This is a genomic window from Ruminococcus sp. Marseille-P6503 (assembly GCF_900604945.1).
Classification (GTDB): domain Bacteria; phylum Bacillota; class Clostridia; order Oscillospirales; family Ruminococcaceae; genus FB2012.
On sequence record NZ_UWPB01000002.1, the window covers coordinates 846222 to 872469 of the forward strand.

A 26248-nucleotide genomic window follows, 5' to 3' on the forward strand; every position below is an offset into this window, starting at 1 on the left:
AAAAGCAGCAGACTCCGGTCAGACAAGGGAAGAAACAGAAGCAGAGTTGTTATTCAATTTTGAAGATGTCTGAAAAGGCATCTTAAAAAAGGAATAGAGCATAAGAACGGAACCTAAGCCCTTGGATCTGGGGGTGTAGCTCAGCTGGGAGAGCACCTGCCTTGCACGCAGGGGGTCAGGAGTTCGATCCTCCTCATCTCCACCAACAAGAGTTTAGGAGGAAGAACAACCGTAGCACACATGATGAAGCGTAGTCTTCACCGGAACTGAAAGGAAGTTTCGGGCGCATAGCTCAGGTGGTTAGAGCGCACGCCTGATAAGCGTGAGGTCGGTGGTTCGAGTCCACTTGTGCCCACCAGTTAATTGGAGAACAATTAACGAACAAAGAAAAATACCGGTTTCGCGAAAGCGAAATTGATGAAATAATTCATCAAAGGGATTTTTCAAGCTCTTGCTGCGCAAGAGCTTTGGCAGCTTGAAAATTGAATAATGAAGAAAAGTAATGCAAATGAGGAAAAACGACAAATTAATCGAAAGAGATTAAGAGTCGGGTAAATCAAGAGAGATCTTGAGAAACCTACAATTAGCGAAAAGCAAGAAGAGGAAAAGACATAATTCAAATGGTTAAGCTAATAAGAGCGTAGGGAGAATGCCTTGGCATCAGGAGCCGACGAAGGACGCGGTAAGCTGCGATAAGCTGCGGGGAATAGCAAGCATATAACGATCCGCAGATTTCCGAATGGAGCAATCCGTATGAGAGAAGCTCATACATCATATACTGAATAAAATAGGTATATGAGGGGAACCGCCCGAACTGAAACATCTAAGTAGGGCGAGGAAGAGAAATCAACCGAGATTCTGTGAGTAGTGGCGAGCGAAAGCGGAAGAGGCCAAACCGTGTGTAGCAATACATACGGGGTTTAGGACAGCGTTTAGCATTGATGAGTTTTAGCTGAAATGTATGGGAAGACATACCGAAGAATGTGAGAGTCATGTAAGCGAAAAGACGAGTCAGCGAGCTGGATCCAGAGTACCGCGGGACACGAGGAATCCCGTGGGAAGACGGGGGGACCACCCTCCAAGCCTAAATACTACCTGATGACCGATAGCGAAAAGTACTGTGAAGGAACGGTGAAAAGAACCCCGGGAGGGGAGTGAAAGAGAACCTGAAACCCTATGCTTACAAGCACCGAGAGCACGTCAAGGTGTGATCGGGTACCTTTTGTAGAATGGTCCGGCGAGTTATTGTATGCGGCAAGGTTAAGCGCTTAAGGCGCGGAGCCGAAGCGAGAGCGAGTCTTAACAGGGCGAAAAAGTCGTATGCAATAGACCCGAAACCGAGTGACCTATCCATGTCCAGGTTGAAGTGGAGGTAAAACTCCATGGAGGACCGAACCCACGTCCGTTGAAAAGGCCGGGGATGAGGTGTGGATAGCGGAGAAATTCCAATCGAACTCGGATATAGCTGGTTCTCTCCGAAATAGCTTTAGGGCTAGCCTCGTGACAGATTACCGGAGGTAAAGCACTGAATGGGCTAGGGGTCGAAAGATTACCGAACCCTATCAAACTAAGAATGCCGGATAATCGGTTCACGGGAGTCAGACAGCGTGAGATAAGTTTCGTTGTCGAAAGGGAAACAGCCCAGACCCACAGCTAAGGTCCCCAAATACGTTTAAGTGGAAAAGGATGTGGAGTTGCATAAACAACCAGGATGTTGGCTTAGAAGCAGCCATACATTAAAAGAGTGCGTAATAGCTCACTGGTCGAGTGACTCTGCGCCGAAAATTCAACGGGGCTAAAACGTATACCGAAGCTTGGGATGATAACTAAGGTTATCGTGGTAGGAGAGCGTCGAATAAGGGGCGAAGTCAGAGCGGAAGCGCTGGTGGACTTTATTCGAGTGAGAATGCCGGAATGAGTAGCGAGAATTATGTGAGAATCATAATGGCCGAAAATCTAAGGATTCCTGAGGAAGGTTCGTCCGCTCAGGGTAAGCCGGGAGCTAAGGTGAGGCGGAAACGCGTAGCCGATGCACATACGGTTGAGATTCCGTAGCCGCAGAAATACTTAAATGCAGGGACGCTTTGAAAGTTGTGAAGCCGGGCGATGGTTGACCCGGTCGAAAGGGACCGAAAAATAGTAGGGAAGTCACAATGGACGGAGACAAGAAAAGCTGCATGAATGTATAATGCGCCCGTACCGCAAACCGACACAGGTAGATAGGAAGAGGATTCTAAGGCCAACGGGAGAAGGGTTGTTAAGGAACTCGGCAAGTTGACCCCGTAACTTAGGGAAAAGGGGTGCTTGAGCAATCAAGCCGCAGAGAATAGGCCCAGGCGACTGTTTATCAAAAACACAGGTCTCTGCTAAATCGAAAGATGACGTATAGGGGCTGACACCTGCCCGGTGCCGGAAGGTTAAGAGGAGATGTGAGAGCATTGAATTGAAGCCCCGGTAAACGGCGGCCGTAACTATAACGGTCCTAAGGTAGCGAAATTCCTTGTCAGGTAAGTTCTGACCCGCACGAATGGTGTAACGATCTGGGCACTGTCTCAACAACCCGCCCGGCGAAATTGTAGTACCGGTGAAGATGCCGGTTACCCGCGACTAGACGGAAAGACCCCATGGAGCTTTACTGTAGCCTAATATTGGATTTCGGTATTTCATGTACAGGATAGGTGGGAGACTAGGAAGCATCGGCGTCAGCTGATGTGGAGTCAGCCTTGGGATACCACTCTTGGAGTGCTGGAGTTCTAACCTGCGGCTTTGAAACAAGTCGGGGGACATTGTTAGGTGGGCAGTTTGACTGGGGCGGTCGCCTCCTAAAGAGTAACGGAGGCGCTCAAAGGTTCGCTCAGCATGGATGGAAACCATGCAGAAGAGTGTAAACGCAGAAGCGAGCCTAACTGCGAGAATGACGGTTCGAGCAGTAACGAAAGTTGGAGTTAGTGATCCGGCGGTATGTGAGTGGAAATGCCGTCGCTCAACGGATAAAAGCTACCCTGGGGATAACAGGCTGATCTCCCCCAAGAGTCCACATCGACGGGGAGGTTTGGCACCTCGATGTCGGCTCATCGCATCCTGGGGCTGTATTCGGTCCCAAGGGTTTGGCTGTTCGCCAATTAAAGCGGTACGCGAGCTGGGTTCAGAACGTCGTGAGACAGTTCGGTCCCTATCTGTCGTGGGCGCAGGATATTTGCAAGGAGCTGTCCCTAGTACGAGAGGACCGGGATGGACGCACCTCTGGTGCACCAGTTGTCACGCCAGTGGCACGGCTGGGCAGCTATGTGCGGAACGGATAAACGCTGAAGGCATCTAAGCGTGAAGCCGCCCTTAAGATAAGATATCCCATCCGAAAGGAGTAAGACCCCTTGAAGACTACAAGGTTGATAGGCTCAAAGTGTAAGTGCGGTGACGTATTAAGCTAGCGAGTACTAATAGGTCGAGGGCTTAACCTTTATTATGTCAATCCCTCCCCTCTGACGCCTTACTTTATCCATTATTCAATTTTGAAGCTGTCATGCTTCACTATAGCCGGTGATGATTGAGATGAGGTCCCACCTGTTCCCTTGCCGAACACAGAAGTTAAGCTCATCTTCGCCAACGATACTTGGCTGGGTACGGCCCGGTAAAATAGGTCTTGCCGGCTCTTTTAAAAAGAATAGAGAAAGTGTTCTTCACTTTCTCTATTCATTATATTCCTCAATAGCTCAGTCGGTAGAGCGAGTGTAAGAGATTTACACCGGAAAGACTGAGCCAAGAGGTGAACAAATTTACCGTTTCACAATGCTAAGAAAGCATAAAGAAATGGTAATATATTCCTCCTTAGCTCAGTCGGTAGAGCATGCGGCTGTTAACCGCAGGGTCGTTGGTTCGAGTCCAACAGGGGGAGCCAGTAAAGTCCCGTAAACACGACGTTTACGGGACTTTTTCTATTTTCAGTGGGTGCTGACTTCAGGTACCGTCCATTGTTAATTCTTAACAAAATATATCTTTTCGTATTGTGCAAATATCATAAATCAGTTGCTTGCAGATCATTTACTGTAAACCTAAAAAATAATAATTTATATAAAGACTGTTTTGTCTGTTGTCACGAAAAATGTGGCAATGAACAAAGCGGTCTTTTTTTATTTCTCAAGGAAGGACGTGATTCCAATGTGGTTTTAAAGTTTGATGATGAAATCTAAAAAGGAGAAAATGAAAATGATAGGAGTATTCATTAAGCATAAGGACAATTCTTTGCTTACAGAATTGCCTAAAGACAAATCTGAATTGTATCACGAACTTGAAAGCATAGGGATCAATAGACCGATTTCACAAATAAGACTTGCGGATAATTCGGATTATGAGATCAAGGTGTACGGAGATGATGATCTCAGCAGCGCTGCTATCAGTAAAATCAGTCCGGGAGATAGCCTTGACGAATTAAATGCTCTTGCCTCAGAGCTTTTTCAGAGGGATTGCCGGAATAAAAAGCTGGTGATCAACACAACTCTGCTAAGAAAAGAGCCGGAGTTTCGACCGATGACTTGTATCGTAGAAAAAGCAATAGCAGTTTCTCATGATGAGTTTGAAAATTTAAAACGTCACCCCTTGCAGGATAACAACCTGATCGCTGAGAACACAGATTTGATGTACTGTGACAGCGATGATATTTATCATTGTCTGCTTATCTGCGATGAGGAACAGGGCGACGGTTTGTTGATCGAATCAGAGGGTTCAAACTACGCAAGATACGCCCAGTATATTCCCAAAGCAAAGGAGCTTTCGGAAAGATGTCATAATCCCGAAATTCAGCTGACAGACGGCGAAAGAAAGCTTCATGAGCTGTTAAACGAAACGGCGGAAAGGATAGCCGTGTTTACAAAGCTTGGTTATTCGGAGTTTTCACTTGACGATGTTCTTCAGGATCTCGGCTGCGATTTTGACGAAGTGAAAAAAATGCTTACCCATGCGGCAGCGGAAATTCTTACTGAACGAAAGGATATTCAATCAGTTAAACTTCATGATCTTGATATCCCGTTTCAGCCTGATATTTCGGTTGAAATGGGCGAAGAAAACGGCGAGAACGAAGATATATCGGAAGAACTCGATATGGAAATGACAATGTGAGGTGAGATATGATTTTTAATGAAAATAAGGCAGCACTGCTCAGGCAGAGATATCCCGAAGGCACGCGGATTTGCCTTGATCATATGGAGGATCTGTGTCCCGTGGAAAGCGGTACTTGCGGAACGGTTCAGTTTGTGGACGACACGGGTACTATGCATTGTAAATTTGACAATGGCAGAACGCTTGGCGTTATTCCCTATGTGGATCAGTTTCATAAAATCCATCAGGAACAGGCTCCGACCAATGAGCAATTAGAAGAAAATGCTCTAAACGATGAAATTACGGAAACAGAAGATATTGAAGAATCCGAAGAAATGGAAATGTCAATGTAACGGTTAAGTTTTGAAAAAGACTTAGCCGTTTTTTTATTGCTAAAAATCGGAAAGGAGAAGTGATAAATGATAAAATATTTCGATATCTTCGCGGGAATCGGCGGATTTCGCTCAGGGCTTGAGAAGGCAGGAGGTTTTGAGTGCGTAGGTTACTGCGAGATAGATAAATACGCTAAAAAAGCATACGAAACAATGTACGATACAGAAGGCGAGGTGTATTATGATGACGCGAGAAAAATCGACCCAAATGAGTTACCCGATCTCGACCTTATATGCGCAGGCTTCCCTTGCCAAAGTTTTTCAATCGCTGGAAAAAGGGGCGGCTTTAACGACGCGAGAGGAACGCTGTTCTTTGAAATTGCCAGAATCGCTGCCGTTAAAAAACCTAAATATCTGCTGCTTGAAAACGTACCCGGATTGTTATCGCATGACGGGGGCAGGACGTTTGCGGCCATCCTCAGCACATTGGATGAACTGGGGTACGATGTCGCATGGCAAAGGTGCAGTGTCAACAAGTTGACACCACAGCGCGAATTTTGGAGTCGCCCAATCCCGAAAGAGAGTGTTCATTATCGGATTTCTTAGAGAAAAACGCTCCGGAAAAGTATTGTCTTTCACCGACGCAAATCCAAAAGCTATTGTACAGCGCATACCCGGACGGGAGGGCTGCCGAGTCTACTCCACCGACGGACTGAGCATAACGCTGACAAGTCAGACGGGAGGTTTCGGCGGAAAAACGGGACTTTATGAGATCTTAGGGCTTCCCATAAAGGTAAAGACCAAGTCGGGATATCAGACAGCGTTGCCCGGCGACAGCATAGACCTTGCATATCCGAATCTTAATTCAAGGCGCGGAAGGGTCGGGAAAGATATGGCTCATACGATAACAACAAGCCCAAATCAGGGATATTACGCTATGTGTATAGATATGAATCCCGAACCGAAGGTGACTGAACTTGCGAGGTGCATAACGTCAAGACAGGACAGCGGAATAGGTCACCATAAAGGAGAAAAATCCGGAGTTATCGTTATGGAAGAACCGAGAGCAATATTGAATCCTTTTAAGCCGCGTACAAGGCAGTTAGGCAGACGTGTAAAAGAATCGAACGAACCGATGTTTACACTTACCGTGACGGACAGACACGGAGTAATTTACAACGGACTTATCCGCAGGCTCATGCCGATAGAATGCTGGCGTTTGCAGGGCTTTACAGACGAGCAGTTCAATAAAGTCAAAGCAGCCGGAATGTCCGACGCGCAGCTTTACAAGCAGGCGGGAAACGCCGTGACGACAAACGTAATTGAGGTTATAGCAAGAAATATTAAAGAGTTGGATAAGGAGGTAAACATCAAATGAGTATAATCCGGATAGAAGCGGAAAAGCTTCGCTATATGAAAAACAAATGCGGAAAGGAGAAAGCGAATGCCAAATCATGTGACAAACGTAATCAAATTAAACGGTGACCGAAAGCAGATTCGGGAGCTTCTGGAGCAGATCCAAAGCGATGAGCTCGGGCTTGGAACTATTGATTTTGAGAAGATAATTCCCATGCCTGAAAATATCTACCGCGGCAATCTCGGTCAGGAGGAAATGAATCTCTACGGCAAAAACAACTGGTACGACTGGTGTATAGCAAACTGGGGTACGAAGTGGTCAGCCTATGGCTATGAAAAAGACTGTGATTACTCAAATGAAGAAGAACTGCGCTTTTTGACCGCCTGGGCAGCTCCCCATCCTGTAATTCAACGACTATCGGAGATGTACCCCGAAATCAAAATTATTCATGAGTGGGCTGACGAGGACATCGGCGTGAACTGCGGCAGATACGCGTATTACGACGAAGACCGTATTGAAGAATACTATCCCGAAAGCGAAAAGGAGCGGCTTGAATTCGCGGCAAGGGTTATGGACGTTGATCTTGAGGCTTATGGACTTTTACTCAACGCTTCGGAAACAGGATATATCAATATCTATAGCGACGACGAATATGAGCGTATAGAATTATTCGGACTGCCTGCGCTTTTTAGCAACGGTAGGATAACAGACGAGGATATTCCCAAAGGAACGTATTGCTGCGATTTAAGGCAGTCAGACGATGGAGAGGGTTTTTGTTCCATTGAAAAAATCGTTAAAGTAAATCACGGAGGTTCTGTCATAACCAAAGAACCTATCGATCTCGGTGAAAAAGGTTTCATTACTTTTACAAATAATACCGAACCGAATTTTATCGGTGAAACAAGCACGTTCATGGAGTTTATTAGTAACGATAATTGCTGCTCTATGGAGGAAACCGAAGATTTAGAAATGGAGATGATGTAATGACGTATTTATTCATAGGGATGACAGTCGGAGGGATAATCGGATTTACGGTTGGCGGTCTTGCCGCGGCTTTCAAGGCAGCCATAAAAGAGATTGAACGTCTGGACAAGGAGGTAAGTGATGCACACAAAATCGACCCGATAATCAAGGGCTGAAAATACAACAAATGAAAAACAGCGGGCAGGCAGTATAGTTCATATCAAAATTGAGCGTAAATCGCGCCGTCCGCGCTAGGACAAAGTCGTTTTGCCAACAGCAGATAAAATCTGGTGCTTGCAAAGCGACTTTTCTGCTGTTGGTTCTAACGGCATAAAACATCGGAGGCAAATAATATATGAACAGTTTTATGTCATGGGTAGGCGGAAAGAAAGCGTTAAGAGATGAAGTTCTTGCAAGATTTCCAACCTATTATGAAAGATATATAGAGGTTTTCGGCGGTGCGGGATGGGTGCTGTTTCATAAACCGCCGGCTATGGATTTCGAGGTCTGGAACGACTATAACGGAAACCTTGCAAATCTGTACCGCTGCGTCAGGGATAAACCGAATAAGCTGAAGTACAAGCTGCGGTACGTCCTCAATTCCCGCGAGGACTTTAATTGGATTGCGGCTCTTCATAAGAAAGGACTGTTCGGCAGATTCCGCGACGTTGACAGGGCGGCTAAGTTCTATCAGCTGATACGGTACAGCTATGCAAGCGGTCTTGACAGCTTCGGCAGTCAGCCGCATTCTATCTGGTCGGACTTCCCGATGATAGATCTGGCGGCAAGGCGGCTGCAGAAGGTCATAATCGAAAACAAGGATTTTGAAAAGCTGATACGGCAGTACGACCGTCCCGTCAGCTTTTTTTACTGCGATCCTCCCTACTTTGCAACTGAAAACTACTACAAGGACGTGGGCTTTACAACAAAGGACCATATCAGACTTCGTGATACTCTTATTGGTATTTCGGGCAAGTTTCTTGTTTCATACAACGACTGTCCCGAAATCAGAGAACTTTGGGACAAGCCGAATATTCAAATTGAGGAGATCAGCAGACTGAATAATCTTGCGCAGCGATATGACGGCGGCTGTCAGTACGCGGAGCTTCTCATATCCAATTACGACACCAGCGAGAGGTCGAGAGCGGCTCGCCAGCTCTCGCTGTTTGATGATGAAAAAACAATTCTGGAGGTATAACTTTATGAAAAAGATAATTTTCGCGCAGATACTCACAACTAACGGAACAACCGAATTTTCAGGTCTTTACGATGAAAACGGCGATCCTGTTATCGTAGAAACGGAGCGTGATGACAGTGGGGTAAGCCTTACAATTTGGAGAAACGCTCCCGACAGAGAACAGCCTGACTGCGGAATCTCCGAGGAAGAAATTGAAAGGACTTGCGCTATGCACGATGACTGCGGTGATTGTCCACTGTATGATTACTGCGGAGAGGAAACGGAGGTTTGTTCATGAGTTACCTGTACAGACATTCTTTTGAAAACGCTGAACAAAGCGGAGAAACAGAAATATACCGTGAAAGTCAGAGAGAAAATATCCGCTGTAAAAACGCGATAGAAAAAGCCATTGCGGATAATTTTGACGGCTATTATTTAAGCGGTACGGCAGTCAAAACGGTGCTTGCACATTTCGGTTATGACCGCGCGATGTGGGTGCTTGCCGCGAGTATTCTGAATAAGGAGCATGACGGACGTTTTTCACATGAAAATAAGGAATGGGCAAGGTCTGTTATCCCCTCATATCTTCCACAAAAAGAAATGATGGAATACTTCGTTGATTCTCATCCTGCCGTGCTTAACGGCTTTATTGATGAGGTCAGAAAGGAATACAGCAAGCTTGGACTTGTGGGAGAAAAACAGTGCGTTCGATCCGACAAGCCGCGGGATTATGAGAAAAAGCTGTTGATCTTAAAGCCGGAGATCCTTAGCGAGCAGTTCAAGAACCCCATAAATCAGTATTTCTACGCAACGGGAGGCTTCGGCTGTGATCCCGAAAAGTCGGGCAGAAAGGTGTTCGGACAGTTTCTTGCGGACGGCGAGAAAGCTAGTTTTTACCGTGAGGATTTTGTAGGGATTGCGGACTATGAACAGCTTCCCAAATGGGCGGTAGAGCGGCTTAAGCAGATAGAAGCTCCGCGGATGAAGATTAGGGTTTTTCAAATCGATCATGAAAAGGACAGCGGCAAGCTTGCCTTTATGAACTACGATTACACACGATCTCACGGAGATGTAAAGGCTGAGAACTACCGTCAGGTTTACGGCGGAACAGTAAACTGCGACAGCCTTGAAAGCGTTTTTGCTCTCTGCAATTCGGACAAAACACCGCCCGGCTATCTCGGCGAGTCATTGTCAGTCAGCAATGTTATTGAAATTTGCGAGGGCAAGAATAAGGGATTTTACTTCTGCGACAGCGTGGGATTTAAGCCGATTGACTTTGATATTGATAAAACGAACCACTCGGATATGATGAAAATACTTGTAGTGGAAAACGACAAAGCTCCCTATGAAGCAGAAATACGCAATGATATCCATGCTATGCAGTCTGTGGTTGGAGGCTGTATTGAACCCATATATTTTGAGCCGAAATATGACGCTATAGCTTGGTGCAACGACGAGTTTCTGCTGAATAATTCCGAACCAAACAGAATGGTGGGCAACTGCCGAGGTCAACGCTGTGGCGGTGACCTTGTTCATGGTACTTTCTATGTGTCGGGAAACTGCCAGAACGAATACGGCGAATGGGACAGCTGTTCACTTACGGACGAGCAGATCAAGAAATATTCCGCAATGTTTGAAACTCCCATTATCGTATTTGAGCAAGCGGAAGAATTGAGCGAGGATCTTGAGGAAACAGACGAACCGGAATTTACAATGTCATAAACGAAAGGATAAGGTGATACTAATGAAAATTTCAGCGACTATTAACAGACTTGTGGACAAACCCGAAAGCAACATCAAGGCTTACGCAAGCGTCAGCTTTGACGGATTTTATGCCGTCCACGGACTGAGAGTGATGGAAACCGAGAAAGGCAGATTTGTAAATATGCCCTCGACTTCATACACAGACCGTGACGGCAGCAAGCAGTATTCGGATATTTTTCACGCTATAACAAAATCAGCAAGAAACGCTCTTAATCAGGCGGTACTGAACGCTTACGATATAAAATTACAGCAGGTGCAGGCTGCAGAAATCGAGGTGGAGAACACTCCCAATGAGGAAATGGCGGATGAGCTTTCAGATGAACCTGAACCTGAGATAGCAATGTAGTACAAAGTAAGGCTTTGTAATTTATTGAATAGGTAGAAATTTTGCGAAATTACTGGATTTTTCGGAGTGTATATGCTATAGTTAGAACAATAAATGAAACCAAATGGGGTGAACGACGTGAAAAAAGCGATAACCATCTTAGCTGTATGCAGTCTGATGCTTACAGCTTGCGGACAGACAGACGATACAGAATCCAAAGTGGAAACTACTACGGTAATTGCTTCCGAAAGCACATCTGATACGGAAACCTCACCGGCAAAAGAAGAAAAGGATACAAGCGAAGCCACGACTACTACGAAAAAGAGTTCGCAAACGGTATCCTCAGCTTCAAAGCCGACAGGTACCGCAGTAACTACAACAAAGAAATCAATTTCGTCAGGTACTTCGGGAAATTCCAGAGAGGGACAAAACAATTCCGTGCGGAATAATAACGGTCAGGAAAATAGTGATCAGTCTGTGCGGAATAGTCAGCAGCCCGATAATTCGCCGTCTGATAATCATCAGAGCAATAACGGTGCGGAGCAGAATAACCGACCGACTAACAATAAGCCTCAGACTACAACAGCGCCGCAGACGGAACCTCCCTCGCCGAAGCCTACTGAGGAAGAACGATATATGGATATCGGCAGAAGCTTATCTCATAACGGCTCTGATTACAGCAAGGCGGAGGCGGTATATAACTGGATGACTGAAAATGGTTCGGGAACTTGCGTGAATTATTCGTGGCAGACCTACTATTTATGCAAAGGTACAGGTCTGGAATGCTATCTTGTATGGACTCCGTCAAAACTGTATGGACATGTAGCAAATGTTGTTAAAGTAAACGGAGCATGGTTTGTTCTTGATACGCAAGGGCAAGGATTTCTGCTGAATAACGACTGCGGATTCAGCGAAATAATAGATATTGATGAATCATATATATCAGGGGCGGATTTGATAAGCAGTCAAAGATATGATGATATATATTAGAATATGCAAACGAAAGAGCCGAAATCCGGCTCTTTTTCTTTGCAAAAAAAGGAGAAATGCGATATATGTTTAAAACAAAATCGAAAATATTAAAGAAGATCGGCGCGGGGTTCATATCAGGACTCTGCGTTTTTTCTATGCTTGGCTCATCTATGAGCGGAGTTATCACAGTGAGTGCGGAAAGTGTTTCAACTACTGAAAATCCTGCGTTTCCGTCGGCAGATACGGTGATCGCAAAGGCGGCGACACTTCTCAGTGCGCCTTATGGATTCGGATTTAAAGGATATTCTGGAGTATATACTCAGGACTCCTACTCTCCGCTTTCGGTGGAATATATAAATCAGCAAGGTATTGATTGTTCGGGACTTGTGTATTACACAATGACTCAGCTTGGATACAAGACTTCGGGATTTTCATGGAACAATCCAAATCCCGTTGATACGATGCACTGGCTGACAGTTAATGATAACTGTACTGTTACCTACAAGGGGGAAACCTCAAGGATCGATGTTGAAAAGCAGAGTATAAAGACTACAGACCATCCGTATTGGGAATGCTCCGACGGTTCAACGATTACGCCCGGTTCGGTAGTGGTGGCTCAGAATCCATATGGCGAGGATCATGCATGGATATACATGGGCGAGTTTAATTCAAGAAACGATGTAATAAGCTACTTGAAGTCTATCGGAGTTTCAGAAAGTCTTATCAATTCCAAAACAGTAGGCGACGGAACAGGCGCGGGCGGTACCCACTGGAGAATCGAGTCAAGCGGCTCGGAGGGCGTTGTGATCAACAACAATACCGACGGTAAAACCGCGACTGCTATGAATATGTACGCTTTCAGAATAACAAAAAATGATGTGACGTTTGACATCACAAAAGTTCTTGCTTCAGACAGAACTGTTAAGATTTCGGGTACAAGCAAGGTAGACGGCACGGTTGCAAAATACGGAGTATATACCGATAAGGCTTGTAAAAACAAGGTCGGCGAGATCACTATCGGCAAGGACGGAACAGGCTCTATCCAGCTTCCTGAAAAGCAGTATTACGTTAAGGAAATCTCCGCACCGACAGGTTACAGTATTTCTGAAGAAGTCTTCGCGTTAAAGGCTGACGAAAACATATTTGTGACCGAAGATTTTACGAGAGGCACAATTAAGGTCAACAAGACTGCCGAGGACGGGATCGTAAGCGGCAGAGAGTTCAAGGTCACAGGAAATGATGGCAGCAGTTACACCAAGAAAACCAACGCAAACGGCGTTGCCGAATTTAGCGGATTAAAGGTATACAACACATCCACCGGCAAAGCGATCACCTACACCGTATCCGAGATCAACGTAGATACCAGATACGAAACGCCCAAGGCGCAGAACGTTACGCTGACAAGCGGAAACGTCGATCTCACCGTAAATGTGAAATTCAACAATGAATTAAAAACAGGCTCGATCAAAATCAACAAGCAGTCCGAGGACGGATATATCGGCGGCAGAACCTTTACGATCACAGGCAACGGCAAGTCATATACCATTAAAACGGATTCGGACGGTGTTGCAATTCTTTCCGATATTCCCGTTTACAACAGCAATAATGAGAAAATAACCTACACGATCTCTGAGAAAAACGTCCCGGTAAAGTATGTTGTTCCTGCCGATCAGACTGCAACTCTGACAGCTGACGCTACAACTACGGTTATATTTAAAAATGTGCTGAAAAAGTTTACGGCAGAGGTTGTTAAAAAGGATTCCGAAACGGTAGCTGCTCAGGGCAATGGAACTCTTGCCGGCGCGGTTTACGGTATTTACCGTGACGGCGAGTTGGTTGACACCTACACAACCGATGAAAACGGATATTTCAAAACAAAGGAGTATGTCTGCGGAAATTATACCATTCAGGAAATCAGTCCATCGGAGGGCTATCTGCTTGACGAAACTGTATATCCCGTAGGTTCAGAGGCTAAAAACTTTACTATTGAAAGCAATCTCATTCCAATGACTGTAACCGAGGACGTTATTAAGGGAAAAATCAGCATAATCAAGCATTCCGATGATGGATCAACACAGATCGAAACTCCCGAAGTCGGTGCTGAATTTGAGGTTTATCTCAAAAGCACAGGTTCTTATGAAGCCGCAAAAGACAGCGAAAAAGACTACCTCGTATGCGATAAAAACGGCTATGCTCAGACAAAAGATATGCCATACGGAATTTACACGGTTCATCAGACCAAGGGCTGGGACGGAACAGAGTTTATTGCTGATTTTGACGTATACATCAGCGAAAACGGACAGACTTACAGATATCTCATCAACAATGCTGAATTTGAAAGCTATATCAAGATAGTTAAAACAGATTCTGAAACAGGAAAAACAATTCCATACGAAGGCGCGGGCTTTGAGATCTACAATGCAAACGGAGAAAAGGTTTCGATGACTTTCAGCTATCCGACGCTCACAACAATCGATACATTCTACACAAACGGTGAGGGCTGTCTGATCACTCCCGAAACTCTTCCATACGGCGAGTATTTTTTGGTTGAGGTGCAGGCTCCTTATGGATACGCTCTTGATAAAACTCCCGCAGCATTTTCGATTTCCCCTGAAAACGCGGAGGAAGAAAACTCCCTTACCATTGTAAAGGTCGAAAAGAAAAACACCGCACAGAAAGGCAGAATTTCTGTTCAGAAAACAGGAGATGTTTTTGCAAGCGTAAATATGGCATCCTCCGCTTACACAGACGAAAACGGCGAAATAGTTGTAAATCCAACGACCTATACTCCCGTTTTTGCAAACGGAAATCTTTCAGGGGCGGTATTTCAGGTTATCGCAGCAGAGGACATTATTACTCTTGACGGAACTATCAGAGCCAATGCCGGAGATGTTGTGGCTGAGATCACAACCGACGAAAACGGGTATGCCGAAACCGATCTGCTCTATCTCAGCAAATATGAGATAAGAGAAATCACAGCTCCTTATGGCTATGTCCTCAATACGGGATCACGGTTTGTTGAACTGACTTACGCGGGGCAGGAAATTGAAATCAGAGATACGGTAAATACAGCTTTTGAAAATGATTATCAGAGCGTTGAAATTTCACTCTCTAAGGTTATGGAAAACGACGAGCTGTTTGGTATTTACGCCGGGGACTGCTATACAAGCGTTATCTTCGGACTTTTTGCCGCAGAGGATATGACGGCGGCTGACGGTACTGTTATTCCTGCCGATGGACTCATTTCGGAGGTTACGCTCGACGAAAATATGACTGCAAAATTTGATGTACAGATACCTTTCGGCAAGTATTATGTTCAGGAGATCGCAACCGACGAGCATTATGTTCTGAACGGAGAAAAATATCTTGTGAATTTTGAATATATGGGACAGGACATTCAGACCGTTTCAATAGACTGCGGTCAGTTTACCAACATTCTTAAAAGGGGAAAAATCGAGGGTATCAAGATAAATGACAGTGATGAGCCGCTTGAAAACGCAGTATTCGGACTGTTTGCTGTGGATACTACTGACTTTACAGCTGACAAGGCGTATATGACCGCTGTTTCCGATGAAAACGGATACTTTGAATTTGACGAGATCCCATACGGCGAGTATATTGTCAGAGAGATAGAAGCTCCCACAGGATATATTCTCAGCGATGAAAGCTACCCTGTAACGATCTCTGAGGACGGCAAAATTATTGAAATTTCGGCAGAAAACAAGCCTATAACCATAGAAATCAGCAAACAGGATATCTACGGAAATGAACTGATTGGCGCGGAAATGCAGCTTGAAAATTCTGATGGCGAAGTTATTGACAAATGGACTTCCGATGGCACAAATCATGTTGTTACCGAGCTTCCCGCAGGAGATTATACACTTAAAGAAATCGCCGCTCCCGATGGTTATGTTATCGCTACCGACATCAGATTTACAGTCGACATTTATGGCAATGTTACTGTTGAAAATGTTGATGCAACAGTTGTTTCTGAGAACGGAAATCCGCTTATCGTTATGGTGGACGATACAACAAAGGTAATGATTTCTAAGCAAGATATTACAACCGGCGAGGAACTTCCGGGAGCAAAACTTCAGGTGATAGACAAGGACGGAACAGTCATAGAAGAATGGATCTCAACCAACGAGCCGCACTTTATAGAGGCGGTTTTAAAAGCCAGAGAGACTTACACTTTGCGTGAAATTACAGCGCCGGAAGGATATGAGATTGCCAATGATGTTGAATTTACAGTAAATTCGGACGGAACAGTCACAGAAGTTATCATGAAGGACGAGCATATGCCAAAAACTTTCGATACTCCGTATACGGGAGATGACAGAAATGATCTTGCGGCGATTATTGTTCTGATTGCTTCAGCCGCGATCTTCATTATTCTCACGGTGAGCGCAAGAAAAAAGGACAAAAAGAACAAAACTGCAAATACAGATAAAAAAGAGGAATAGGCAATATGACAAAAAGTAAAATGTTAAGGATAGGAGCGGCTGCGTTGGCGGCCGTTCTTCTTTTGGCAGGTCTGACAATGCTTACTAAGGACAGGTTTCAGGAAATGATAGAGGATAAGAAGATGGAACGTTATGCTCCCAATGAAGCCGTGAGAAATGAACTTGATAACGCTGTCCATGACGACAGTTCTGGTCTGAAAGTTTCCGAAAATGCCAAAAAGGAGATAGTGCAAAATCAATCGCGGTTTCAAAGAGATTATGACGAGGGGATAGGGTGGCTGTATATCCCCGGTACAAGAATAAACTACCCGATAATGTATTCGGGAGATAATGATTATTATCTCCACAGAGCAGCAGACGGAAGCTATTTGTATGCAGGCTCGTTGTTTTTAGACTATCGCTGCACTTCAGATTTTTCAGACTTTTACAGCATTGTATACGGTCACAATATGCGTGACGGAACGAAGTTTGCAGAGCTTGTGAATTACAAGAACGACGAGTATTTTCACGATCACAGATACGGCTGGCTTACCTCTGGACAAAATATTTATCCCATAGAATTTTTTGCTGTTGCAGAAGTGAGGAACGACAGTGAAATATATACGGCATCTGACACTCAGTCATGGCTATCCAAGCTTCAGGGCGAAGCCATGCTTTTTGAGGAAATTGAAATATCCGATAGCGATAATATTATTCTGCTGTCGACCTGCAGTGGTGACAATTCGGCGTGGAGAACCGTAGTCGCTGGAAAAATACTGAAAAACTGATGAAAGGATAGGATGCATATGATAAAAAGAGGAATAAGTAAAATATTTATAGCGGCAGTTTCGGCTGTGTATGTATTGTCCGCAATGACAATAACGGCATCTGCAAACGGCGATGTTGCCGGAGCGGTCACAAGTACATGGACAAGCGCGAAATCGCAGATCAAGGAAGTCGTGAACAATGTTGTTTTTCCTGTAATAGACGTAATACTGGCGATCCTGTTGTTTGTCAAGATTGCAACTTGTTATATGGAATACAGAAAACACGGACAGTTTGAGTGGACTCCGATAGCAATACTTTTCGGCTGTCTTATATTTGCTTTGACTGCACCGCTGTATGTATGGACGATAGTAAGCATATAGCGTTTACGGAAACGGAGGAATTAAAATGATAAAGAAAATATCGGCTGCTGCAGTCGCCGCGGCGTTAATATTTACAGGCTGCGGAACGATCAGTCCGCCTGTGCAAAGCGAAACGACTTCCGAGGTCGTTTCTACCGAGATAGCGAAAAGTGAAACCGAGTCGGTTTCCTCAGATGATAAAGCTAATACTTTTGCGGCGGAATTTTTTGAAAGCAATATCACTTTCGAGGACGCAGGTACGCTTGCGAAAGAAGTTCTCAAAAGTACGGACTTTGATACTGAAACAGACAACAGCGGAGGGTCTCAAAAAGTTACTCTTAAAGGCAAAAACGGCGGCGGAGAGATAGATGTCGTTATGATCGATATTTCAGATTTGGGATTTAGCTATGAGCCGGAATATATACTTGAAAATTTGGGAGATTACTATTTCGACTATACGGCTTCTCGTATGGACGGTATCACCGAGGACGATTTTGTGTCAAGCTATCGCATGGTAAGCAGCATAATGTCAAAGGGAAAATATCAGCGTTACGGCTCTGTTCAGAAGTCTGACGGCATTGCTGCACAGTTCGGATACACCGAAACCTATGCTGTGCTTAGTGAGAACAAGCTGACCGTTGTGTCGGGAGCATATCTTAGTTCCGATATGATGGAAAGACAGAGCTTTTCGCAGCTTATGAGTAAGTTTGCTGAGAATGTCAAGTATTAAAGGTCGGTGTAACGGGCTTGCATTTCATAAGCAATGACTTTTACTTCATTTTGCAAGCTCTATGATTTTAATATTATGCGAGGTGATTTGATGAGATTTATCCCATTTACAGAAGAGCAAAAAGTGCTTGCTAATTCAGTAGACTTGGAACAATTCCTGCGTATGCGGGGCGAAAAACTGGAACGTGTCGGCAGAGAGCATAAGCTCATCTATTACGATAGCTCAGGCAAGCATGACAGCATAACGCTCCGCGGCTCGACCTGGTTTGATCATAAAAATCAAGTGGGCGGCGGAGCGATAAAATTCATGCAGGAGTTTTACGATATGGACTTTCAGACGGCTGTGCAGGAACTGTTGGGACAGAGGGTAACACCCTTGTCACACGCTCCTCCGAAAGCTATTCAGAAGGAAGAAAAGAAAGAATTCAGACTTCCTGAAGCTAACAGCAATATGCACAGGGTTTATGCCTACCTCATAAAACAGCGGTTTATTGATTCTGACATTATCTCACATTTTGCAAAACAGCATACGCTCTATGAGGACAAAGAACATCATAATGCTGTGTTTGTGGGCATTGATGAAAAGGGAGTACCACGGCAGGCAAGCAAGCGTTCAACCAATTCTTTCGGCAAAAGTTTTAGAATAACCTGCGAGGGTTCAGACACAAAGTACAGCTTTTCCCACTTTGGCGAGTCGGAAAAGCTGTTTGTGTTTGAAGCTCCGATCGATATGTTAAGCTATCTTACTTTGAATCCCGAAAACTGGCAGCAGCACTCGTATATTGCCATGAACGGTGTGTATGAAAATGCCGTTTTAACAGCGTTAAAGAACCATTCAAACCTCAATGAAATTGTGCTTTGCGTAGATAACGATGAAGGAGGAATCGAAGCCGTTGATAGGTTAAAAGACATTCTTAATGACAACGGATATACCGATGTAAAACGGCTCGCGCCAAAGTTCAAAGACTGGAACGAGGACTTGAAAGCTCAAAATGGTGCAGAACCGCTACCTGCCGTACCTCATAAGCGAAAGGAAGAATATCTGCGGCAGGCTGTGAATTTAGAGTATCTGAAATGCCGTCCGGATAAGCTAACCTCACGGATCTATGCGACATTCAAAAACGGGCAATACAAGTATCTGGCTGAGTATGCGCTTGCGGGCTCGGCTTTTTTTATTGGGAAAAACAGCGAAAATTTGATGTTTGACAAATTGAAATGTAAGTTGAAAGCAGAGTACAAGCCCTACACCGACAAGGGTAAAGCAGCCGCTAAACAAAGAAATCTGCATGACTGTGTTAAGGCGGTAATGAAAGACTTACGGCAGACAGCCCGTACCCGTGAGCAGTCGGTACAAACAGCCAAATTGCTGTATCGGCTGGCGGATAATGCTGTCAGACTTTCTACGGAAGAAGCGATAACTGTTTCGATACAGGAAAACACCCCGATATCCGAGCAAGAAAATACACCTCAGACAGAACATGAACCGTCTGAGGCGTTTTGTCTTGATTACGGATAAGATCAGAAATTAGAGCCGTTCCAACCCCAGTCGGGAGTGGCGGCGTATTTCACATAGATCCGTGAAGGGTCAATGGAAAGCTGTTGGTTAAGAATAGCGCAGATTTTTTCGCTGAGCGAATTGAAAGCGGACGGGTTTGCTTGTCCGTAAACGCTTACCTCAACCATTGCGGCAGGGTCGTTTGTTCCCTTGAAATACAAGGTATACTCAGGTTCGATCCCGACCATGAGCCAGGCTTCGGATTTGCCCGGTATTGATGTTATCGCCTGCCCAAGTTCGGATTTGATAGCTGCTTCCTTATCCGCGGAAACAGCGGCGTTTGTTTTGACGTTAATGAATGGCATGATCGTACCTCCGTTAATATATTTGATATGTTTAGTATACCACAAATCGAAAGATCTTTCAATCCTTATGGATAATGCAATACCCTCCGCTTCACAGCGCAATACCTTGAAGATAAAAAAACTAACTGTCTTATTAAATACAAAAGATAGAATATCTTACAGATCGGAAGTGAAAACTTGAATGAAAAACAGATGATTTTAATAGGCGTACTTGCTGCGGCTTTTATCGCCTTTTTAGCGGTTGTAAATTTGCTTGACAACAAGTCCCTTAACGGAATAAAGGCTAAAAAGGTCGGTGACGGACAGCATGGCACCGCGAGGTGGGCAACGAAAACAGAGATAAAGCGGACTTTTATTTCTTTGCCATTCGAGCCAGAGAAATGGCGGCAAGGTAAGAATCTTCCGCGCAGCTCCAACGGAGATGTTGTTCAAGGGACTGTTGTAGCTTGCCGAACGCACGGTAAAAAGACTGTTGCATTAGTGGACGATGGAGATGTTCATACCCTTATGATCGGCGCTGCGGGAGTGGGCAAGACCGCTTACTTCTTGTATCCGAATATAGAGCTTGCCTGCGCAAGCGGAATGTCGTTTGTCAGTACAGATACAAAAGGCGATGTGGCGAGAAATTACGGGACGATAGCTCAAAAATATTACGGCTATAACGTTTCCGTGCTTGATTTAAGAAATCCGACAAAGAGTGATGAAAACAATATCCTGCATTTAGTAAACAAATATATGGACTTGTATTTGCTGGACAAAAACAATCTTTCGGCAAAAGCAAAAGCAGAAAAGTACGCAAAGATCACAGCAAAAACTATCATAAATATCGGCGGAGGCGACAGCTCAGGCTATGGTCAAAACGCTTTTTTCTACGACGCGGCGGAGGGGCTTCTTGCCTCCGTCATTCTTTTGCTTGCTGAATTTGGAGATAAAAACGAACGTCATATCGTTTCGGTATTCAAGCTGATACAAGACCTTTTGGCAAAGTATCAGCCTGCGCCGAAAGCTAAGCAAAGGATGTACATTTCAAAGCTTATGGATAAGCTTCCATCGGAGCATAAAGCAAAGTGGATGGCGGGAGCTGCTCTGAACGCTTCAGACCAGTCAATGCTGTCCGTAATGAGTACAGCATTATCCCGATTAAACAGCTTTCTCGATTCCGAGCTTGAGCAAATGCTGTGCTTCAAAACGGCGATAGACGCTGAGAAATTCTGCAATGAAAAGTCGGCTATTTTTATTGTGCTTCCCGAAGAAGATACGAGTAAGTATTTCATGGTATCGCTTTTGATTCAGCAGTTATACCGTGAAATACTTGTCATTGCAGACGAAAACGGCGGTAAGCTTCCAAAGCGTGTAATGTTCTACCTTGACGAATTCGGCACGTTCCCTAAGATAGACGGCGCGGAAGCGATGTTTTCCGCGGGACGCTCAAGAAAAATATCGATAATCGCGATAATTCAGTCCTTCGCGCAGCTTGAGCAGAACTACGGCAAGCAAGGCATGGAGATCATAACCGATAACACTCAGCTTACGGTTTTCGGAGGTTTTGCGCCCAACTCTCAGTCTGCGGAAGCGCTGTCAAAAGCGTTGGGAGAACAGACTGTGCTAAGCGGTTCTGTTTCTCATGGCAGAGATAAAAGTCAGTCGTTGCAGATGATAGGCAGACCGCTTATGACTGTTGACGAGTTGAAGTCTATGCCTAAAGGACAGTTTATCGTTATGAAAACCGGAACTCACCCTATGATCTCAAAATTGAAGCTGTACTTTAAATGGGGAATTAAATTTGAAGAAGAATACAAGCTTCCCGACAAGACCGCAAGGCAGGTTTCCTACAAAGAGCGTGACGAATTAATCAGAGATGTAGAGGTCAAATATCCGCAGAAAAAAGCCGAGCCGGTCGATGAAATCGAGGTTGTCGATTATGAGGAGTTTGAGGAATTTGAAGAAGAACGGGCTAAAAAAGCTAAGATCAAAACGAACAGGAGGTGAAATACTTGCCGCCGATGCAAAACGACGGAGCCTCCGCACACCAAAATCATATACGGAAATTTTGGCGTGCCTTTTCTCCTGTTTTGAAATCATCGGCAAGTATATGCAAATTGATATTACCAAGAAGAATTTACGACCTAGGACTAAGCCACAAGGCGGTGGCAGTTTACTGTTATCTTTGTAACCGTGCGGATAAAAACGGGGAATGTTTCCCGTCTGTACGCAGGATATCCGAAGATTTAAACATTAACAAAAGTACGGTGTTTCGGGCGTTTAATGAGCTTGAAGAACAAGGACTGCTGGAACGTGAAGCAAGATACCATACGCGGGGCGGACGGCGGAGTTCGCTGTATAGGATAAAGGGAGAGATAACGCCGAAAGGGGGCGGAAAATCCACCTCTAAAAAGGTAGGTGGATTGAATGTTTGATTGGATAGGCGACGCTATTGACTGGGTTTGCGACGGGATTTCAAGTTTGTGGGACAGCACAATTGGAGCAGCAGCCGACGCAGTCAGCGATGCTATATGGGACACTATGTTTAATTGGCTGTTCGAAAAAATCTACGGACTGATAGCTGATCTTTTTACATTTATAAATGAGACTGCAACGGATATTTTTGCACTTCCATGGGTAAATACGTTTATAAGTCTGTTTAACAGCCTTGCATGGATGCTATTTGTCTGCGGACTTATCGTAGCCGTGTTTGATACGGCTGTCGCTTATGAATCGGGACAGGTAAATATAAAGAATACCTGTATTAATGTTTTAAAGGGTTTTATGGCTGTAAGTATGGTGACTGTAATTCCGCAAAGGCTGTATTCATTCTGCATAAATTTGCAGAGTAATTTTGCAACTGAACTGCTTGGAAATTTTATAGGGTCAACAAATGACAGCGTAGTAGGAACGGGACTTGAAGTTATATTTGCTCTTGGTTCAGATATATCTCTTTTCAGCCTGTTCTTTATAATCCTGTTTGGCTACTGTACGGTCAAAGTAGTGTTTTCAAATATCAAGAGAGGCGGAATAATGATGTGTCAGATAGCGGTTGGGAGTCTTCATATGTTCGGAGTACCGAGAGGATATACTGACGGATTTTACGGCTGGTGCAAGCAAGTAATTGCGACCTGCCTGACGGCATTTTTGCAGACAACGATTCTTTACATTGGACTGCTGACGTTTACACAGCACCCTTTGCTTGCAGTCGGAATATGTTTGTCAGCTAATGAAGTACCAAGAATTGCGCAGATGTATGGACTGGATACAAGCGTCAGGGTGAATATGATGTCTGTAAGTCATACGGTTTCTATGGGAGCTAAGGCGGTTGGAATGCTGAAAGGAGGAGCAAAATGAAAACCTACATTTACCCCGAAAACCTGAGAGCCACGGTAAAGCTGTGGTTTTGGAACGTTCGGGATTTTATTATAATCTGCGGCGGAATAATTCTGTCGGTGATCGTGTTTGTTAATCTATGGAACGTCCTGCCTTTCGCGGCGACAGCCTGCTTTGCGTTTTTAAGTCTGAGGGTCGACGAAACGGCAATTATGGACTATATTTTTAACGCCGCGAAGTTTTTTCTGACCTCGCAGCAGTTGTTTTTATGGAGGAAAAATTAAATGGCAAAAAGGAAAAATAACGGCGTTCAGAGTCTTATTGGCTTTGAACGCTTTACTCGTTTCGGAGTAAAAACCGACAAGGCTGAAATTGTGTTTTTCAGCGTAGAACCCACCAATATTTCTGTTCTTTCGGCGGCAAATATTGACGTGAAGATACATCATCTTATGACGCTGTTAAGCACCATACCCGACCTTGAAATACTGGCTCTGGACTCCTGCGAGTGTTTCGATACAAACAAGGTGTATGTCAAAAAGCGTTTGCGGACCGAGCGGAATGAAGCTGTGCGAAAGCTTTTGCAGGCGGACTATGATTTTCTTGACGAGATACAGGTGGAAATGTCCTCCGCAAGACAGTTTATGTTTGCGGTGAGATTCCGCAGAGAAAAAGACGAGCAGATATTCAGCACGCTGAATCGTATTGACAAAGCAATCTCAGAGCATGGATTTACGGCAAAACGAATGACTAAGCCTGAGATAAAAAGAATGCTCGCGCTGTACTTCGGTACAAGTATTTCAGGAGAAGAAATTTCGGATGTAGAAGGTTCAGAAAATTTTGTTTTAGAAAAACAGGAGGTGATTTCCGATGAAAATTAAAAATCAGAAGAAAAAAGAATATTCCGATGAGCAGCTTGAAGTTATTGAAACAAAGGACTTTTTTGACCGCACAGTACCGGGAATGATCAGGTTTTACACCGACCACTATATCTGCGGAAACTTTTACAAGTCCTGCTGGGCGATTACCGAGTACCCTCCAAACACCGAAGAAACGGCTATTTTAGCGCATTTAGCGGACAGGAACGGAGTAACTCTCAGAATTTACAACCGCCTTGTTACAAGCATGGAGCAAAGAAAAATTGTTCAGCAGGCAATGCGTAAAAACCACATGATGACCACCACAAACGATGTAAATGAGAGCATAAAGGCTCAGAATAACATTAACGATGTTGTTGAACTGCTGTCGGAGCTTAGGAGAAACAAAGAACCGCTGCTTCATACGGCTGTGTTTATTGAACTCAAAGCAAGTACAGAAGAAAAACTGAAAGAGCTTCAGGCGGATATACAAATGGAACTTACACGTTCAAAAATCAGCGTAGACCGTTTGCTCCTTCGTCAGAAAGAGGGGTTTTTGAGTGTTCTGCCAACGGGTAACAATGTTTTCGCAAGCCAGTTTGAGCGTGTTCTGCCTGCAAGCTCTGTTGCTAATCTCTATCCCTTGAATTACAGCGGAAAGACGGACGAAAACGGCTTCTATATCGGCAGAGATAAGTACGGCAGCAACGTTCTTGTGGACTTTGATAAGAGAACCGAGGACAAGACAAACAGCAATATATTGATACTCGGAAATTCAGGTCAGGGAAAAAGTTATCTGATGAAATTACTGCTTTGCAATCAGCGTGAGGCAGGCAAATCAATTCTCTGTCTTGACCCTGAGCATGAGTACGAGGATTTGTGTTTAAATCTCGGCGGAACCTATATTGACATGATGTCGGGTGAATTTATGATAAATCCCTTAGAGCCGAAAATGTTCGGAGAAGCCGAAAAGAACACCGACACTCCCGAAACATTCAGGAGAGTAACAAGATTATCTCAGCACATATCATACCTCAAGGACTTTTTCAGAGCCTACAAGGACTTTACCGACAGCGAAATTGACACCATTGAAATTATGCTGATGAAGCTGTACGCAAGATTCGGAATTGACGATTTTACCGATTTTGAAAAGCTGAACAGCGAGGACTATCCTGTGATGTCAGACCTCTACGAACTTACTGAAAAGGAATTCATGGCGTTTGATAACAAGAAAAAACATCTTTACACTGAAGAAATGTTACAGAATATCTGTCTTGGACTGCACTCCATGTGCAAGGGCGCGGAAAGCAAGTACTTCAACGGTCACACCAACGTTAATGACGGCGAGTTTATCTGTTTTGGAGTAAAAGGTCTTATGGATACAAACAAGCGGCTTAAAGATACTATGCTGTTCAACATTCTCAGCTATATGAGCAATCAGCTTCTGGGAAAGGGAAATACCGTAGCGGCTATTGACGAGCTGTATTTGTTCCTCACAAACATGACGGCAATCGAATATATCCGCAACGGCATGAAACGTGTGCGTAAAAAGGAGTCCTCATTTATTCTGGCAAGTCAGAATATTGAGGACTTCCTTTTGTCCGAAATTAAGGAGTTTACAAAGCCGCTGTTCAGCATTCCTGCACACCATTTTCTGTTTAATCCCGGAAATATCTCGCCTGTGGAATTTGTGGACGCTTTGCAGCTGGAGGAATCGGAATATGCTTTGATCAAGTATCCCGAACGTGGTACTTGCCTTTACAGGTGCGGTAATGAGAGGTATCTGTTACAGGTCATTGCGCCGCAGTATAAGGCGGGGCTGTTTGGCTCGGCGGGAGGAAGATAGAGCATGAGCGGAGGTCATAATATGAGTGTAATTAAAGACCAACTTGCCGAAAAGCTGAAAAATAACTGCTATGAGGATTAAAGACAGATAA

23 protein-coding genes, 3 tRNA genes and 2 rRNA genes are annotated in these 26248 nt (G+C 44.5%); 27 read left to right on the forward strand and 1 reads right to left on the reverse strand.

From position 1 onward, the window contains the following. The first annotated feature begins 129 nt into the window (after nt 1-129). The 21 genes from EIH25_RS10095 to EIH25_RS10185 all read left to right on the forward strand — a co-directional run bounded on the left by EIH25_RS10095 (nt 130) and on the right by EIH25_RS10185 (nt 19795). Nucleotides 130-205, forward strand: a tRNA-Ala gene (locus EIH25_RS10095). Between the two features lie 76 nt (nt 206-281). Then, nucleotides 282-358 (forward strand) — tRNA-Ile (locus EIH25_RS10100). A gap of 264 nt (nt 359-622) precedes the next feature. Then, nucleotides 623-3458 (forward strand): 23S ribosomal RNA (locus tag EIH25_RS10105). A 75-nt stretch (nt 3459-3533) separates the two neighbouring features. Further along, nucleotides 3534-3649 (forward strand): 5S ribosomal RNA (gene rrf, locus EIH25_RS10110). Between the two features lie 170 nt (nt 3650-3819). Then, nucleotides 3820-3895 (forward strand) — tRNA-Asn (locus EIH25_RS10115). A 308-nt stretch (nt 3896-4203) separates the two neighbouring features. Beyond that, a complete protein-coding gene (locus EIH25_RS10120; protein ID WP_124100930.1) occupies nt 4204-5112 on the forward strand; it encodes a DUF6329 domain-containing protein in 909 nt (302 codons plus the stop codon). An 8-nt stretch (nt 5113-5120) separates the two neighbouring features. Beyond that, nucleotides 5121-5444, forward strand: coding sequence for a DUF4314 domain-containing protein (locus EIH25_RS10125; RefSeq protein ID WP_124100931.1), 324 nt, complete (start codon nt 5121-5123; stop codon nt 5442-5444). A 66-nt stretch (nt 5445-5510) separates the two neighbouring features. After that, nucleotides 5511-6029: a DNA (cytosine-5-)-methyltransferase gene (gene dcm / locus EIH25_RS12715; protein WP_347561943.1), complete on the forward strand. Its 519-nt coding sequence runs from the start codon at nt 5511-5513 to the stop codon at nt 6027-6029. Then, the gene (locus EIH25_RS12720; protein ID WP_347561944.1) at nt 6007-6801 is read left to right on the forward strand and encodes a DNA cytosine methyltransferase; all 795 of its coding nucleotides are present in this window, start codon (nt 6007-6009) and stop codon (nt 6799-6801) included. Before dcm ends, EIH25_RS12720 begins: the two co-directional genes overlap by 23 nt. A 66-nt stretch (nt 6802-6867) precedes the next feature. Beyond that, complete coding sequence (locus tag EIH25_RS12465; protein WP_164489214.1) at nt 6868-7764, forward strand: LPD28 domain-containing protein; 897 nt, start codon at nt 6868-6870, stop codon at nt 7762-7764. Next, nucleotides 7764-7919 carry a hypothetical protein gene (locus EIH25_RS12470; protein WP_164489215.1) on the forward strand — a complete coding sequence of 52 codons (156 nt, stop codon included), beginning with the start codon at nt 7764-7766 and terminating at the stop codon, nt 7917-7919. Before EIH25_RS12465 ends, EIH25_RS12470 begins: the two co-directional genes overlap by 1 nt. A gap of 191 nt (nt 7920-8110) precedes the next feature. Further along, nucleotides 8111-8941 (forward strand): DNA adenine methylase, encoded by an 831-nt coding sequence (locus EIH25_RS10140; protein ID WP_124101332.1) that lies wholly within the window; start codon nt 8111-8113, stop codon nt 8939-8941. A gap of 4 nt (nt 8942-8945) precedes the next feature. After that, nucleotides 8946-9218, forward strand: a complete 273-nt coding sequence (locus tag EIH25_RS10145; RefSeq protein WP_124100932.1) for a hypothetical protein — start codon at nt 8946-8948, stop codon at nt 9216-9218. Beyond that, nucleotides 9215-10642 carry a DUF3849 domain-containing protein gene (locus tag EIH25_RS10150; protein WP_124100933.1) on the forward strand — a complete coding sequence of 476 codons (1428 nt, stop codon included), beginning with the start codon at nt 9215-9217 and terminating at the stop codon, nt 10640-10642. The genes EIH25_RS10145 and EIH25_RS10150 overlap by 4 nt, the downstream gene beginning before the upstream one ends. Nucleotides 10643-10664: 22 nt before the next feature. After that, a complete protein-coding gene (locus tag EIH25_RS10155; protein ID WP_124100934.1) occupies nt 10665-11030 on the forward strand; it encodes a SpoVG family protein in 366 nt (121 codons plus the stop codon). A 93-nt stretch (nt 11031-11123) separates the two neighbouring features. Further along, the gene (locus EIH25_RS10160) at nt 11124-11999 is read left to right on the forward strand and encodes a hypothetical protein (RefSeq protein ID WP_206425705.1); all 876 of its coding nucleotides are present in this window, start codon (nt 11124-11126) and stop codon (nt 11997-11999) included. 65 nt (nt 12000-12064) lie between these two features. After that, nucleotides 12065-16444 (forward strand): SpaA isopeptide-forming pilin-related protein, encoded by a 4380-nt coding sequence (locus EIH25_RS10165; protein ID WP_164489216.1) that lies wholly within the window; start codon nt 12065-12067, stop codon nt 16442-16444. A gap of 5 nt (nt 16445-16449) precedes the next feature. Continuing rightward, a complete protein-coding gene (locus EIH25_RS10170; RefSeq protein WP_124100937.1) occupies nt 16450-17211 on the forward strand; it encodes a class B sortase in 762 nt (253 codons plus the stop codon). Between the two features lie 18 nt (nt 17212-17229). Beyond that, nucleotides 17230-17571 (forward strand): DUF3852 domain-containing protein, encoded by a 342-nt coding sequence (locus EIH25_RS10175; RefSeq protein ID WP_124100938.1) that lies wholly within the window; start codon nt 17230-17232, stop codon nt 17569-17571. A 25-nt stretch (nt 17572-17596) separates the two neighbouring features. Then, the gene (locus EIH25_RS10180) at nt 17597-18280 is read left to right on the forward strand and encodes a hypothetical protein (protein WP_124100939.1); all 684 of its coding nucleotides are present in this window, start codon (nt 17597-17599) and stop codon (nt 18278-18280) included. Nucleotides 18281-18370: 90 nt separating this feature from the next. Continuing rightward, nucleotides 18371-19795 (forward strand): DUF3991 and toprim domain-containing protein, encoded by a 1425-nt coding sequence (locus tag EIH25_RS10185; RefSeq protein ID WP_124100940.1) that lies wholly within the window; start codon nt 18371-18373, stop codon nt 19793-19795. Between the two features lie 2 nt (nt 19796-19797). On the opposite strand, the gene EIH25_RS10190 is transcribed toward EIH25_RS10185, so the two are convergent. Continuing rightward, complete coding sequence (locus EIH25_RS10190; RefSeq protein WP_124100941.1) at nt 19798-20139, reverse strand: phenylpyruvate tautomerase MIF-related protein; 342 nt, start codon at nt 20137-20139, stop codon at nt 19798-19800. A gap of 192 nt (nt 20140-20331) precedes the next feature. Here EIH25_RS10190 and EIH25_RS10195 point away from each other — a divergent pair, with 192 nt between their 5' ends. The 6 genes from EIH25_RS10195 to EIH25_RS10220 all read left to right on the forward strand — a co-directional run bounded on the left by EIH25_RS10195 (nt 20332) and on the right by EIH25_RS10220 (nt 26157). Further along, nucleotides 20332-22128 carry a VirD4-like conjugal transfer protein, CD1115 family gene (locus tag EIH25_RS10195; protein ID WP_124101333.1) on the forward strand — a complete coding sequence of 599 codons (1797 nt, stop codon included), beginning with the start codon at nt 20332-20334 and terminating at the stop codon, nt 22126-22128. A 110-nt stretch (nt 22129-22238) separates the two neighbouring features. Further along, nucleotides 22239-22556 carry a helix-turn-helix domain-containing protein gene (locus EIH25_RS10200; RefSeq protein WP_124100942.1) on the forward strand — a complete coding sequence of 106 codons (318 nt, stop codon included), beginning with the start codon at nt 22239-22241 and terminating at the stop codon, nt 22554-22556. Further along, nucleotides 22549-23478, forward strand: a complete 930-nt coding sequence (locus EIH25_RS10205) for a conjugal transfer protein TrbL family protein (RefSeq protein ID WP_124100943.1) — start codon at nt 22549-22551, stop codon at nt 23476-23478. Before EIH25_RS10200 ends, EIH25_RS10205 begins: the two co-directional genes overlap by 8 nt. Then, entirely contained in the window at nt 23475-23741 is a 267-nt protein-coding gene (locus EIH25_RS10210) for a hypothetical protein (RefSeq protein ID WP_124100944.1), read from the forward strand. The genes EIH25_RS10205 and EIH25_RS10210 overlap by 4 nt, the downstream gene beginning before the upstream one ends. Then, nucleotides 23742-24335: a hypothetical protein gene (locus tag EIH25_RS10215; RefSeq protein WP_124100945.1), complete on the forward strand. Its 594-nt coding sequence runs from the start codon at nt 23742-23744 to the stop codon at nt 24333-24335. It begins immediately after the preceding gene. Continuing rightward, nucleotides 24325-26157, forward strand: coding sequence for a DUF87 domain-containing protein (locus tag EIH25_RS10220; RefSeq protein WP_206425706.1), 1833 nt, complete (start codon nt 24325-24327; stop codon nt 26155-26157). The genes EIH25_RS10215 and EIH25_RS10220 overlap by 11 nt, the downstream gene beginning before the upstream one ends. Nucleotides 26158-26248 lie beyond the last annotated feature (91 nt).